This window comes from Pseudoalteromonas sp. SR43-7 (genome assembly GCF_014163785.1).
Lineage (GTDB): Bacteria > Pseudomonadota > Gammaproteobacteria > Enterobacterales > Alteromonadaceae > Pseudoalteromonas > Pseudoalteromonas distincta.
The window spans coordinates 83,953-98,927 of record NZ_JACJDY010000007.1 but is presented as its reverse complement, the minus strand read 5'-3'; the positions used below and the strand labels follow the sequence as shown (position 1 = coordinate 98,927).

Below are 14,975 nucleotides of genomic sequence, written 5' to 3'. Positions count from 1 at the left end.
AGCGCTCTATTTTATTTGTACCCGAGTACTATGAGCGATTATACCATTTCGGCTATTGGCCACATTGAATCTCCTTATAAACAAAAGTTTGCTATACCTAGGCAGCCTCGTTTAGTGCCACAAGCCAAGGCAAAACTTATTTTTGCACCTGATTTTAATCGCGAAGAGTTTGTACGTGGTTTAGATGAATTTACTCATATTTGGTTGTTATTTCGTTTTCATGAAACGGCCGATAAAGGTTATTCTGCCATGGTGCGCCCACCTCGTTTAGGTGGGAATGAGCGAAAAGGTGTATTTGCTACCCGTGCTACATTCAGACCAAACGCAATTGGAATGAGCGCCGTAAAACTTGAAGGTATTGAATATAAAAATGGACAACTTAGCTTATTACTCGCTGGCATTGATTTACTTGATGGCACACCCATTATCGATATTAAACCGTACTTACCCTATTCAGATGCAATGCTTGACGCCAGTGCTGGCTTTGCTGACACGCGCCCTGAAACACAAATGACGGTTGAATTTAGCCCTCAGGCAATTGAGTTTGTTAATGCGCAAACACAATACCCAGATTTACATGATTTTATAGCTAATGTTTTAAAACAAGATCCCCGCCCTGCCTATAAAAAACAAAAAGACGGCGAGCAAAGCTATGGTATGACTTTGTACAATTATAATATTCGCTGGCAAGTCAATGGCGAGCATAACGTAGTAACAAACATAGAAAAAAACTAAATAACTCACTTAGCGCTTTAGTGTAAAAGCATCCGCTGTTAAACTTAAGCTCTATTAAAAGAACATAATTACTCTATTTCGGAAAAAACATGCGTACAAGCCAATATATACTCGCAACACTTAAAGAAACGCCATCAGATGCTGAAATCGTATCGCATCAGTTAATGCTTAGAGCCGGTATGATCCGTCGCGTCGCTTCGGGTTTATACACTTGGTTACCCTCTGGTTTACGTGTGCTACGTAAAGTAGAAAACATTGTACGTGAAGAGATGGACAAAGCAGGTGCTATTGAAATGCTAATGCCTGTAATTCAACCCGCTGATTTGTGGGAAGAGTCTGGCCGTTGGAATGAATTTGGTCCTGAGCTTATGCGCTTCACAGACCGTCATAACCGTACGTTTGCACTTGGTCCAACACACGAAGAAGTAATAACTGATTTCGTACGTAAAGAAATAAGCAGCTACAAGCAGTTACCAGTTACTTTATATCAAGTACAAACTAAAGTACGCGACGAACGTCGCCCTCGCTTTGGTGTGATGCGTGCTCGTGAATTTACAATGAAAGATGCCTACTCTTTTCACTTAAGTGAAGAGTGTTTAGATGCGACTTATCAAGCGATGCACAAAGCATACTGTAACATTTTTGAGCGTTTAGGCCTTGATTACCGCCCTGTACTTGCTGATACTGGGTCTATTGGTGGTAGCTTATCACACGAGTTTCATGTACTTGCTGAGTCGGGCGAAGATGCAATTGCATTTAGTGATGGCAGTGATTACGCAGCTAATATTGAAAAAGCAGAAGCACTAGCGCCAAACGATCCACGCCCAGAAGCAAGTAAAGAGTTAAAAGCATTCCCTACTCCTGACGCTAAAACAATTAATGAGCTTAAAAAGCACTACGGTGTAAAACCTCATCGCGGTGTTAAAACCTTAATTGTTTACGGTGCACCTGATGAAAACGATGCACGTGGTTTAGTGGCGCTTGTACTTCGTGGCGATCATGATTTAAATGAATTAAAAGCTGAAAAGCACCCATTAGTAGACTCTCCGCTTGAAATGGCAACAGAGGCAGATATTATTGCTGCTATTGGTGCAAAACCTGGCTCATTAGGCCCTGTGGGCTTATCTATGCCTATTATTGTGGATAGAGCCGCTAATATCCTTGCTGATTTTGTTGCCGGTGCTAATAAAGACGACGAGCACTACAGCGGTATTAACTGGGATCGTGACGTAACTGATTACGAAGTTGCTGATATTCGTAATATTGTTGAAGGCGATATGAGCCCATGTGGCCAAGGCGTTTTACAAATAAAACGCGGTATTGAAGTAGGTCATATATTCCAACTTGGCACTAAATACTCAGAAGCAATGAAAGCGGGAGTATTAAACGAAGGTGGTAAAAACCAAACCATGACCATGGGTTGTTACGGTATTGGTGTTTCACGTATTGTTGCTGCTGCTATTGAGCAAAACAACGATCAATACGGGATCATTTGGCCACAATCAATCGCGCCATTCGATTTAGCGATCGTTCCAATGAACATGCACAAATCGCATCGTATTCCTGATATTGCAAATAACCTTTACCAAGGTTTAAAAGATGCAGGTCTTGATGTGTTATTTGATGACCGTAAAGAGCGCCCTGGTGTTATGTTTAATGACATGGAACTAATTGGTGTACCATTCACGCTGGTGATTGGTGAGCGTAACCTTGACGAGAATAAAGTTGAGCTTAAAAACCGCCGCACCGGTGAAAAGCTAATGATTGATATTGACACTGCAATTGATGCAATTAAAGCGGCTGTTAAAGGTTAATAACACGCACGCTCAAAATAGACTAAAAGGCCGCATTTAAAATGCGGCCTTTTTTATGCTCGATTAATAGCAATGCGTAATAATAGCTGCTCAATGACTCACCTTTCCTAGCTTTGTAGAAATCATTTAATTACGTGCCTTGGTATAAATTGTCATGGAGGCTTCGCTAAAGTGTCTCATAAGTGTCATTAGATTTATCTACAGTGTTTAATTATTACACTATGGATGACGGGCATGACAAACAATCAACTGCGTAAAAAACAACATTATCCAGCCATTTGGATATCTGATGTTCATTTAGGTTACAAAGATTGTAAAGCTGATTACTTACTTGATTTTTTAAACTCGGTAGAATCTGACACACTTTATTTAGTGGGTGATATTATTGACTTATGGTCAATGAAGCGACAGTTTTATTGGCACCCTTCTCATTATGAAGTATTAAACTGCATACAGACAAAAGCAGCTAGCGGTACACGTGTCATTTATATTCCCGGTAATCATGATGAAGCGTTTAGAAACTATATAAATCAAACATTATTTGGTGTTGAAATCCACCAGCAGTTTATTCACACCACTAAAGCTAATAAACGGTTTTTACTTATACACGGCGACGACTTTGATTCAGCGACTCGTTATAACAAACTTGTTAGTATTGCGGGGGATGCAGGATACGACTTTTTATTATTTTTAAATCGCTGGACCAATCGTATACGTAAAATATTTGGTGGTAACTACTACTCGCTTGCATCGTGGGTAAAAGCTCGGGTACACAAAGCTCGAGAAGCGATTAGTGCCTTTGAAGATGCCGCAGTTCATGAAGCTAAAAAACAAAACGTAGACGGTATTATTTGTGGACACATTCACCATCCCAAAATTAAAGTGGATGACGGTATTATGTACTGTAACGATGGTGATTGGATTGAGAGCTGTACTGCGCTTGTAGAGCAGCAAGATGGAAAGATAGAATTACTACATTGGTCAGATACACAATTTATACTCGATAGCGCAGACATAGCTATTCTTAACACGCCTTTAAATACGTCAACAAATACCAAACCAAAAAAATCAGCTGCTTAGCAGCTGATTTTCAAAACGATTAACTTAACCAAGTAATTAGCTTGTCTTTTAAAGTTTGTGGTTTAATTGGTTTAGTAATGTAGTCGTTCATTCCAGCAGCTAAACAACGCTCTCTATCACCTTCCATCGCACTCGCTGTCATAGCGATAATCGGTATGTGAGTATAATCTACCCCTGCCTTACTATTTCTAATTTCACTTGTGGTATCGTAGCCATTTAAATTGGGCATTTGGCAATCCATTAATATAACATCAAAAGCTTGCTCTTCGTTTTCTCTCAGTGCTTCTAAGGCTTCTATACCGTCTGACGCACAAGTGATTTTTACTTTAGTACGCTTTAATATCGCCTTAGCTACTTCAATGTTTATCATATTATCGTCAACTAATAATACATGATACGCAGATAGGTCAGGCTCTACTTGTTCCTCTTCCAAGCCTTTTGGTGGCGCTATGATACAGTCACTACTAGCACCAAATAAGCTGGCCAATTTATAGCTGAATTGATCTTGAGTGAGTGGTTTATTTAAAATATGGCTGCCTTCAGGTAATACCGTTTTGATTGGCTTATCTGTAACCATATCTCGTAAAATTAAAACATACTTTTTATTAAACTGTTTACAGTAATCAATTAACGGATCAATTTGAGGATGCTCATCATCAATTAATAATAAATCAGCTTCAAACTCTTTGTGCTCACTAAAGTAGTCAAGTCGTACAATGTTTTCTGCTTTTACTTTGCAGGTTAATAACAATAAGTCGCATACGTTTTTATAAACGTTATCGCGCGCTATTAATGCCGCTACGTTAATACTTGTAGCAAGCTCTATACCTGTGTTTAATTTTTTCTCTTGTGCAACGTGTAGCTCAACCGTTGCGGTAAAGGTACTACCCGCGCCCTTTTTGCTTATAACCGTAATATTACCACCCATTAACTGAGCAAGTTTTTTACATATAGATAAACCTAAGCCTGTACCACCAAAGTGGCGGGTCGTGCTTGAATCTTCTTGCGTAAATACTTCAAATAGTTTGTCTATGTTTTCAGTCGCTATACCAATTCCGGTATCTTTTATTGTAAAGCTCATTAATAACTTTGAGTCAGTAATGTACTTGGAGCCGACAGTTAAACTTACTTCACCTCGGTGGGTAAATTTAAACGCATTATTAACTAAGTTAATTAAAATTTGTTTAAGTCGATGGCTGTCGCCAATAACCATTCTATCTACTACATCTTTAGTATCTAAAAATACTTCAAGACCTTTGCGTTGGCCCTGTAACGCTAAAGAGCTAATCATATCGCTACATACTGTAACAACATCAAATGTATGGTTATCAATATCAAGCTTACCTGCTTCTATTTTAGAAAAATCAAGAATATCGTTAATCAGATTCATCAATGAATTAGCACTGCTATTTGCTAGTTTTAAATAATGGTATTGTTGATCGGTTAAGCCATCTTCTTTGAGCATTTCAAGCATCCCTAGTACGCCATTCATTGGTGTGCGTATTTCGTGAGAGATATTTGCTACAAAGTCACTTTTTGCTTGGCTTGCTGCTAATGCTTGGTCAATTGCACGTTTTAGTTCAATGGTCCTTTGTGAAACCTTTAGCTCCAGAGTACTGTTTAACGCTTCGAGCTCTGATTGCGTATTTTTTAATGAGCTAATATTTCTTAAAATAGCCGCTACCTGATAACGGTTATTATATACGTCAAAAATACTACTAAGCGTGATAGAAAAGTATTGTTTGTTGCCATAACCATCTGTGTAGATAGCTTCAAACGGCATTTTTGAACCGTTTGTAATAGTCTCTTGTATACAATTAGTGTCTGCGTCGTTTAAATTAAACAGCGAGACAAAATCAGGATTAGTGCCTGAAATTGAACTACCAAAAACCTCTTTAGCGGTATTATTAAAGTGAACAATTTCGCCGTTTTGCTCAATTGTAAAAATAGCATCCAAAGAATTTTCTATTACTTTATTGTTTTGCTCTTTTAGAGAATTAATTAACAGCTTGCGGTTTATAAAACGTTGGTATAAAAAAGCAATAACTAAAAATACGCTAAAAAATACCACTAACATTGCAATAAAGTTTTGACGTCTCTCATTCACCTTTGCAAACAATGTTTTTGTATCAACACTTACACCAAGCTCTAAAGGTAGCATGGCTATATCACCCTCAAACGAAATTCGTTTTTTTAAAGTGTAAGCCACTGGATAATTACTTATTGGTAAAGTGCCTTGCTCTGTCATGGTAGTTGCAGTGGAGAATTCTTCAGACCATGTTTTAGTTTTATTAAATTCAAAACGGAATCGAAGTTGAGGGTTTGGATGATATAAAAATTCACCTTCATTATTCATAAGGTAAATCTGCGTCCCTTGTGGAGATTCAACTGTTAAATCTTCAAGTAATTTATCCGCAAAGTAATTAGTAACTAATATTGCAAATATTTTATTATTTTCATCAAAAACAGGCTTAGCAACACGAAAAGTGCTTATATAAGGTTCTTGTATCTGTCCATTTTCACGGTTGTAGTTAATTGGAGAAATATAAACACTTTTCTTATCAAGCATGCTTGCTTTGATTATGTAATCGCGTTGACCTTTTTTTTGTAATTGCAGACCTTGCAGTCGATTAATCTCTCCAAGTTGATTTCGGTCAACTCTAACAATCTCTTGCCCACCATCTTCGAGCATAATATAGCGAGCTTGCAAAATACTGTCATCGGTCTGCATAAAACCAGTAAAAATACTTGCTAAGCGCTCTTGCCAAACATCTATTGGCGTACCAAGAACAGGATCAATTAGTTTATTTTCTTTAGCGCGGGTAATGCCTTGTATTGGTGGTGTAGCATCTAAAAAACGAATGGCGGTAACACTGTCTTTAAGATGTTTTTTTAATGAATAGCTCTTTGTTTCAAGTTCACGCTTTAATTCTATTTGAGCTGAATTATACACATCACTTCTTACTTTTTGATCGAACAAATACAGAGATGGTAAAGCTATAAGAACAAATATTATTGTTGCAACGAGCATTAATTTATTATTTTTTGTCACATTCAAAAAAATATTTCTTTTTAACATTTACCATCACCATAAATTTTTATTGTTATTAGTATAGAGTATTAAAGTGAGAATTGGACCCTCAAACTAATCAGTTATCGTTATAATTTTTATAATAAAAAGACTAAATCATTAGTTTTATTTAGAACACTCTCTCTATATGAATTATAAATGAATGAGAGTACCCATATCGACTTACACAGATTATAAAATAGTTGTTTCAACCAATCATTCCTTTAAAATATAAAAGGTAGCCAATGCTACCTTTTATATATCTTCAGAGTGCTAAATCTATATAATTATCTAAATAGCACATCTTCTCTGTTAAACCACTTAACACAAAATGCCAATAGTCCAGCAGCAATGATTGCAGTGGCTAAAAATATTAAGCCTACAAATGTGTAATCAACAGTCCCTTTTACTATTTCTTTAATTGCTAATGCTACGTTTGTAACAGGAATGAATGCTGTTTTAGCAGTGAGTTCCATATTTGGCATGATTGAAATAATAATCGGGAAAAATACGCCCATACTAAGTGGTGCCATATAATTTTGCGCTTCTTTAAACGTGCGAGCATAGATAGATATAGCCAGAGCTAAGGCCGAAAATATAGCTGCAACAGGTAACAATAGTACAAATATCATTAGTAAATCGGTAACTGCTAATGTACTAAACGCGGCTTTAATAAAATCAAGATCGGCAAATGCGAGCGCCAATGCTATCCAACAGCCCATACTTAAGACGGTTATGGTTGTGGAGGCAATGGATGTAGTTAACAAGGTTATAAATTTACCAAGCACCAGCTCTGTACGCGTAATAGGTGTAAGTAGCAGTGTTTCTAGTGTGCCGCGTTCTTTTTCGCCAGCGCCTAAATCAATAGCGGGATAAGTTGCCCCCATCAATACTAATGGAATAAGTAGGTAAGGTAAAAAACCGCCAATTTTTTCGCCAAGGTTTTCACGTTTATCGGCGGTATCTACTTTTATGACTTCAATTGGATTAAGAATAGATTTTTTAACAGACTCTTCAATACCAAAACTGATTAGCTTTTGAGTTTGCAGCACGTCACTGTATTCTTTTGCGAGCTCTTTAACGCGTTCGAATAAAAAGTTGATAGATTTTGAATCGTTAAAAACAACCTGCCACTGGCTTTGTTTTCCATCGTCCAATGTTTGCACAGCATGACTTGGTAAATAAATACCCATATCAATATCGCCAGCGATTACACCAGCTTTAAGCTCATCAATATTGTTAAAGGTTTTATCCCCTTTATAAAGCTCAAAACTTTTGTGATAAAACACTTTGTCAGTAAATTCTTGTGCGTATTCACCGTTGATAATCGCGTAAGTATTTACTTTTTGCTCAGCGTCCATTGCAGCTTGCGAGCTTATAAATGCCATTACGGCAAACAATAACGGAAATATAGCAACAGGGAGCGCGACTACAAATAATAGCGTTTTTTTATCGCGTAATAACTCTCTTAATTCCTTTTTAAAAACCTCAAACATCATGTTTCTCCGTTAATATATTCATAAACGCTTGGTTAAGCTCATCACTATTGCCTGCTTGTTTAAACTCTTCTACTGTTCCGTCAAAACAGCTAATACCTTCGTTAATTACAGCGACACGGTCACATAAAAGTGTAACTTCATCTAGATGATGGGTTGAGAAAATAACAGGCGTCCCTTGCGCCTTTAAACCTTTGATAAATTTAATAACTGTTTGTGTTGTCATTATATCAAGGCCCGTTGTTGGCTCATCAAGTACCACAACTGCTGGGCGATGAACAACTGCACGCGCTATATTTGCTTTTTGCTTCATACCTGTTGAAAGGTTTTCTGCCCGTTTATCTACAAATTTATGCATATCTAGCAATGTAAATAGCTCATCACAACGCGATGCTATATCGCTTTTGTTCATGCCATGAAGCTTTGCAAAATACTCTATGTTTTCTTTTACAGTTAAGCGGCCATACAAACCCGTAGAGCCTGATAAAAACCCAATAGACTTACGCCCTAGTAGCGGTTTTTTTACAATATCGTTTCCAGCAATCGTTATTGAGCCTTCATCGGGCTTCAACGCAGTTGAAATCATTCTCAATGTCGTCGTTTTTCCCGCACCATTTGGGCCGAGCAATCCAAGTACCTCACCTTTAGCGCAACTAAAACTAACGTCTCGTACTGAGTGAAAGTAGTCTTTATCTTCACGAGGATCGATGTCGTCTATTTTATTTTTTTTGTGATCTTTAGTTAGCTTAAATTTCTTTTTAAGCCCAGCAACTTCTATCATGTTCGCATCCTTCGTTTCGCTCTAAAATAATCTGTATTGTTGTAAAAAGAGTCGTCTTTGTTTTCGTCATGCCAGCCTGGAACACCTAATAAAGGCAGTGGTGAAAGCTTTTTGTTATCGGCTAAGCAGTTATCTGTATTAATCATCTCATAAAGGGCTTGGTCAAGGTACTGGTATTGAGTTACTAAATCTTTACAAAATATTTCATTAGGTACACAAACGAATAACGCTTTACCCGTCAAACCTATATAAGGCTTTGTTAGCATTTCATAATTAGCATGACCAAACATAAAAGGTTTTATTGTTTTACCCCACTCATGTTTGTGTTCAACGAATGCAGTTTTCCATTGGTGTTCGCAAAGCCACCGCTGCCATTTACTCTCACTTATAGCTAATACAACACCACACTCATCAAAAAGCGTTAGTGCATTACGATGCTTAGTACGCTGTTGCAGTCCATGCTCAGCAATATCTTGCACATGTCTATGGTTTATTAACGCTTTGGTTTTTGGAAATAAACACCATATAAACCCACCAAATAAGTCATGCCAATTTTCACTGCGTGTAGGTACAACACCCGTTTCAAAAATTACTTGCTCGTAATACCGATCGCCAAAGTCTACCTTTGCATCATCTTCAAAAGTAATAGGAATATTATTCTCATTAATAGCAGTTAAAAATGGAGAAAACCACTGCGGCGCCGGCCAATCTGTTAGTTCGTTAACTTTAAATAGCTCACGTAAATGCGCAAATGCACCTGTTTCTAAACTACTGATTTGCCACTGCTCGGGGGGAGTAAAACGCTTCATTTAAACCTTTAACAATTTATGCCTATAATTTACGAGAAGTTTACCGCAAAAACTGGTTCTGCTTAATAGAAGTTAATATACTAATCACAACTCAAAACAAAAAAAGAGCTGACATGAAACATTATTCCTCTCTCACACTCCTCACTACTGCTGTTTTAGCAGGTTGCGCAACAACAAGTATTACCCCTACTGATGTAACAAATGGTTATAACAGTATTCAAGCTGATGAACTGGCTAAACATGTAAAAGTACTCGCATCGGATGAGTTTGGTGGCCGTGCTCCTTCATCACCTGGCGAAAAGCTAACGCTTGATTATTTAACTGCGCAGTTTAAAGCTTTAGGTTTAAAACCAGGTAATGGCGACAGTTACTTACAAGAAGTGCCATTGGTTTCTTTGGAAGCTGATTCGAATATGGTGCTTAGTATTGGTGGTAAAGACTATCAATATAAAAAAGATATGGTTATGGGTAGCAGCCGCATTAGCGCACAAGAAGGCATAGAAAATTCTGAACTTGTTTTTGTGGGCTACGGCGTTAATGCACCTGAATACAATTGGAATGACTACGAAGGGTTAGACGTTAAGGGCAAAACGGTTGTAATGCTGGTTAACGATCCGGGCTTTGCAACAAAAGACCCTGCTTTATTTACTGGCGACGCAATGACTTATTACGGTCGTTGGACATACAAATATGAAGAAGCAAGTCGACAAGGTGCAGCTGGCGCAATTATTATTCATGAAACAGCACCTGCGTCATACCCATGGTCAGTAGTTGAAAACTCTTGGAGCGGTGAGCAGTTTGGTTTTCAAAAAGAAAACAACAATATGGACCGCGTAGCCGTTGAAGGCTGGGTTACAACTGACGTAGCAAAAGAGCTTTTTACTAAAGCAGGATTAGATTTCGATACTGCGAAAGAAAACGCAGCTAAAGGTGCTTACCATGTTGATATGGGCGATTTAACTGCTTCTGTTAATGTTAAAAACACGATTAAAAAATCAGTGTCGTATAACTTTATCGCTACGTTACCAGGAAGCGAGCAACCAGATGAGCATGTTATTTACTCGGCGCATTGGGATCACTTAGGTACAGATAAAACACGTAAAGGTGATCAAATTTACAACGGTGCTCACGACAACGCAACGGGTACAGCTGGGCTTATTGAAGTAGCTGAAGCCTTTACTAAATTACCTAAGCATCCTAGCCGCTCAATGACATTTTTAGCGGTAACTGCTGAAGAGCAAGGCTTACTAGGTTCTAAATACTATGCAGCTAACCCAGTGATTGCAGCTAATAAAACAGTCGCTAACATAAACATGGATAGCTTAAATTTATTAGGCAAAGTAAAAGACATGAATGTGGTTGGTATTGGTAAGTCACAAATGGATGAGTTTTTAGCAACTGCAGCTAAAGAGCAAGGCAGAACAATATCAGGCGATCTTAAACCATCATCTGGTGGCTATTACCGCTCTGATCACTTTGCATTTGCTAATATGGGCATTCCAGCCATGTACGCAGGCGGTGGCACAGTCGCAGCTGACGAAGAAACAGCTAATTATCGTAAACGCATGAGTTTGGTACTTCGCGGTTGTTATCATCAACCATGTGATCGTTACCGTGACGAATGGGATTTATCGGGTGCTGTTCAAGACTTACAATTGTTTTATAAAGTAGGTTTTGATATTTCTGAGCAAGAGCAATGGCCAACGTGGAATGCAAGCTCAGAATTTCAACGTAAATAGCATTGGTTTAACATCGAAAAACTCAAAGAGAGTAATCGATTTAAATAGATGCAAATGATATTGATTATCATTTAATTAAAATATACAGTGTTACTAAGTTTATTTAATTGGTAACACTGTATGATTTTACTCTCTCAAATAGGATTTATTACGCCCGCTTCTAAACGCTTTGTTAGCCAAAATAAACGTTTATTATTGCCACTTTTTTTATTGGTATGTTTAGCTGTGCCATCACTTCGTGAAATTACAATAACAGCACTAAGCGATGCTTTTTTTCAAGTTAGCGTATTTGTTGCTGCTACATTATTAATTTATTACTACGCCATAGAGCATTTACCTCAATTAGAACTTAGTTATTTAAGTGCTAAATCGCCGGTATTAGAAATATTTTTTGCTGCCGTTTTAGGTGCCCTTCCTGGATGTGGTGGTGCAATAATAGTGGTTACCCAGTTTACAAAAGGCCAAGCAAGTTTTGGGGCTATTGTTGCTGTTTTAACAGCTACAATGGGAGATGCCGCATTTTTACTCCTTGCCACTCGCCCTACTGAAGGTTTAACCATAATGGCCATTGGCTTAGTAGTAGGCACGCTTTGTGGTGTTATAGTAAACGCCCTTCATGCAAAAGACTTTTTACGCCCAACAAAGCAAGAACAAAAACACCAAGTTAAAGTATTGCCAACTCGTATAATTAAAATAAGCAAACCCGTTTGGATGTTCGCTATTATTCCAAGCCTCATTATTGCTTTTTTAATTGCATTTAATGTCGACTTTGATCAATTTGGAAAATACACAGGCACAAGTATTAGTATTTTTGGTGCTGCAATGGCGTTATTTACTGTAACTATATGGGCGTATTCTTCTAAAGGTGAAAGCTATAAAGAAGTAACCTCAGAAGACGATGAATGTAATCCACCTTCTAAAATTATTAAAGTACTTCAAGACACACACTTTGTAACCGCATGGGTAGTGGCATCGTTTATGTTGTTTGAGATTTTAGTAAATATAGCAGGTCTTGATTTAAAAAACTGGTTTGCACATTACGCTTATTTAGCGCCACTAATTGCTGTAGTGATTGGTTTTTTACCAGGTTGTGGCCCGCAAATAATTGTTACAACGCTTTATATTCAAGGTATTATTCCATTTAGTGCATTAACTGCTAATGCAATATCTAACGATGGTGATGCGTTATTTCCAGCAATAGCAATGGCACCCAAAGCGGCTGTAATTGCGACTGTGTATACATCTATTCCGGCTTTGGCCGTTGGTTATGGCCTTTACTTTTTAAGTTAAAATTGCCATATACAAAAAAGCTCAGCAATTGCTGAGCTTTTTAATTAAGTTATTTTTCTTATACAGAAGCTGGCTCTGCAGCTAGTTCTTTTGGATTTGGTCCGTAATCGTTCTCACCTTCATGTGAATCTTGTGCAAGAAAAACAATTAAAACAATCCAACCAATTACTGGCACTAACCAAAGTAACTGCCACCAGCCTGAACGGCCAGTATCATGAAGGCGACGTGCGCCAGCACTCAAACTAGGTATCAATAGTGCTAAACTATAAATATTGCTGATAATATAAAAGCCAATTAATTCATCAACGAATGAAAGTGCTATAGAGATTAAAGTGTTAATCAATACAAACATCCAATATGCTTTACGACGATTACGGCCTGAAAAATCGGCGTAGCTGCGAAGCGCGTTCATATAATGTTCCATGAAATTTCCTTAGTGTTATTTTTTATATTCCCTAACGGGGTTAACTTTATTACTTTTTAGTAACACTTGTATCTTAAATAAAAACAGACTCATTTAAAACAAAAAACCAGCAAATTGCTGGTTTTTTATTAGGTTTAAACAATTATATTATTAACTCATTGCCATCATCATTGCCGATGGATTTTCTAAGTACGATTTCCATAGGTTATTAAAGCGAGCAATCGTTCCGCCATCAATAACACGATGATCGCCAGACCAACTTACTTGCATTATCGCTTTACTCACAACCTGCCCACTTTCGTCAAAACGTGGTAGATGCTGTAGTTTACCAAGCGCAACAATAGCTACTTCTGGTTTATTAATTATTGGGGTCGCAATAGTGCCGCCAATCGCACCAATGTTAGAGATACTAATTGTCCCACCTTTTAAATCATCAGGTGCAACACGCCCTTCTCGCGCTGAGTGAGTTAAGCGTGTTAAATCATTAGCCACATCAACAATACTCTTACTCTGGCACGATTTAATATTAGGCACTAACAAGCCAATTTTTGAATCAACCGCTATACCAATATTATGATCGTTATAATAGGTAAGCTCTGAGCAATCATCATTCACTTTTGAATTAAGTACAGGGTACTCTTTCATTGCTAGCGAGAGTGCTTTTACAAAAAATGGCATCATGGTGAGCTTTACGCCTTGTGCTTTGTACTGCTCTTTTAAGGAGCTGCGCAAAGCTATAAGCTGTGTTAAGTCTATTTCATCACTAAACGTAAAGTGCGGAATAGTTGAAACCGATGCCACCATTTGCTTGGCCATGGCCGCTTTAATGCCTTTAATTTGCTCTACTCGTACGCCACCGCTTTGATTCTGTGTTTGGTTTTGTACAGCACTTTGAGAAGCATCACTATTAAGCGGTGAAGTATCAATAGTATTTGGCACTTCGCCTTTTACAAACTCTTCAATATCTTGCTTGTAAATACGTCCATTTTTTCCACTACCTGGTACGCACGTTAAATCAACATCAAGTTCACGTGCTTTACGACGAACTGCAGGCGACGCAACCGCTTTTTGATTGATAACCTTTGCAGCTTGCTGAGTTTTAACAGAGGCAACTTTTTCAGCGACGGCATTAGTTTGAGCCTTTACGACCGCTTGGTTTATATCAACATTTGGCTTTACTGCACTGCCTGCAATTGTCATTTGAAACAACGGGCTATGTACTTTTGCTATTTCACCTTTTTGGTAATATAGTTTTTTTACTGTGCCTGTATATTTTGCCGGAATTTGTACTAATGCTTTGTCGGTCATTACATCACAAACCGCTTGGTCTTCTTCTATTTCATCGCCTTCTGCGACTAACCAATCAACAATCTCACACTCAACAATACCTTCACCAATATCAGGGAGTATAAAGTCCTCAACTACATCAGATGCATTGTTATTAGTTTGATTTTCAGCTTGAACTGGCTCTTCTACTACTTCATTACTAGTACTATCACCAGTTACATCCATAGCAAATAAAGGCGCATGTACTTTAGCAATTTCACCTTTTTGATAATATAGCTTTGTAATAATACCATCATGCACTGCCGGAATTTGTACTAATGCTTTGTCTGTCATCACATCACAAATTGGCTGATCCTCAGATACGGTTTCGCCTTCTTGAACTAGCCACTCAACAACTTCGCATTCAACAATGCCTTCACCAATATCGGGTAATATAAAATCTTTCGCCAT

At 37.9% G+C, this 14,975-nt stretch carries 11 protein-coding genes; 5 read left to right on the top strand and 6 right to left on the bottom strand.

Annotation, left to right across the window (positions count from 1 at the left end; all coding sequences use genetic code 11):
- The first annotated feature begins 30 nt into the window (after nt 1-30).
- The 3 genes from tsaA (at nt 31) to H5087_RS07445 (ending at nt 3,629) form a co-directional block, all read left to right on the top strand.
- On the top strand, nt 31-735 hold the full coding sequence (tsaA, locus tag H5087_RS07455; RefSeq protein WP_002961223.1) for a tRNA (N6-threonylcarbamoyladenosine(37)-N6)-methyltransferase TrmO: 705 nt from the start codon (nt 31-33) through the stop codon (nt 733-735).
- A gap of 89 nt (nt 736-824) precedes the next feature.
- Nucleotides 825-2,549, top strand: a complete 1,725-nt coding sequence (locus H5087_RS07450) for a proline--tRNA ligase (protein WP_182671611.1) — start codon at nt 825-827, stop codon at nt 2,547-2,549.
- A 234-nt stretch (nt 2,550-2,783) separates the two neighbouring features.
- Entirely contained in the window at nt 2,784-3,629 is an 846-nt protein-coding gene (locus tag H5087_RS07445) for a UDP-2,3-diacylglucosamine diphosphatase (RefSeq protein ID WP_182671610.1), read from the top strand.
- 19 nt (nt 3,630-3,648) lie between these two features.
- Here H5087_RS07445 and H5087_RS07440 read toward each other — a convergent pair whose 3' ends face one another.
- The 4 genes from H5087_RS07440 to H5087_RS07425 all read right to left on the bottom strand — a co-directional run bounded on the left by H5087_RS07440 (nt 3,649) and on the right by H5087_RS07425 (nt 9,785).
- Nucleotides 3,649-6,660, bottom strand: coding sequence for an ATP-binding protein (locus H5087_RS07440; protein ID WP_404936094.1), 3,012 nt, complete (start codon nt 6,658-6,660; stop codon nt 3,649-3,651).
- Nucleotides 6,661-6,986: 326 nt separating this feature from the next.
- Nucleotides 6,987-8,195: an ABC transporter permease gene (locus tag H5087_RS07435; RefSeq protein WP_182671654.1), complete on the bottom strand. Its 1,209-nt coding sequence runs from the start codon at nt 8,193-8,195 to the stop codon at nt 6,987-6,989.
- Complete coding sequence (locus H5087_RS07430; protein ID WP_182671608.1) at nt 8,188-8,976, bottom strand: ATP-binding cassette domain-containing protein; 789 nt, start codon at nt 8,974-8,976, stop codon at nt 8,188-8,190. Before H5087_RS07430 ends, H5087_RS07435 begins: the two co-directional genes overlap by 8 nt.
- Nucleotides 8,973-9,785 (bottom strand): DUF3025 domain-containing protein, encoded by an 813-nt coding sequence (locus H5087_RS07425; RefSeq protein ID WP_154903068.1) that lies wholly within the window; start codon nt 9,783-9,785, stop codon nt 8,973-8,975. Before H5087_RS07425 ends, H5087_RS07430 begins: the two co-directional genes overlap by 4 nt.
- Nucleotides 9,786-9,898: 113 nt before the next feature.
- On the opposite strand from H5087_RS07425, the gene H5087_RS07420 reads away from it, so the two are divergent.
- Both H5087_RS07420 and H5087_RS07415 read left to right on the top strand, forming a co-directional pair.
- Complete coding sequence (locus tag H5087_RS07420) at nt 9,899-11,524, top strand: M28 family metallopeptidase (protein WP_182671607.1); 1,626 nt, start codon at nt 9,899-9,901, stop codon at nt 11,522-11,524.
- 120 nt (nt 11,525-11,644) lie between these two features.
- Nucleotides 11,645-12,814 (top strand): putative manganese transporter, encoded by a 1,170-nt coding sequence (locus H5087_RS07415; protein ID WP_138489105.1) that lies wholly within the window; start codon nt 11,645-11,647, stop codon nt 12,812-12,814.
- Nucleotides 12,815-12,872: 58 nt separating this feature from the next.
- Here the strand turns inward: H5087_RS07415 and H5087_RS07410 are convergent, their stop codons facing one another.
- Complete coding sequence (locus H5087_RS07410; protein ID WP_182671606.1) at nt 12,873-13,238, bottom strand: DUF805 domain-containing protein; 366 nt, start codon at nt 13,236-13,238, stop codon at nt 12,873-12,875.
- Between the two features lie 150 nt (nt 13,239-13,388).
- A complete protein-coding gene (locus H5087_RS07405; protein ID WP_182671605.1) occupies nt 13,389-14,975 on the bottom strand; it encodes a dihydrolipoyllysine-residue acetyltransferase in 1,587 nt (528 codons plus the stop codon).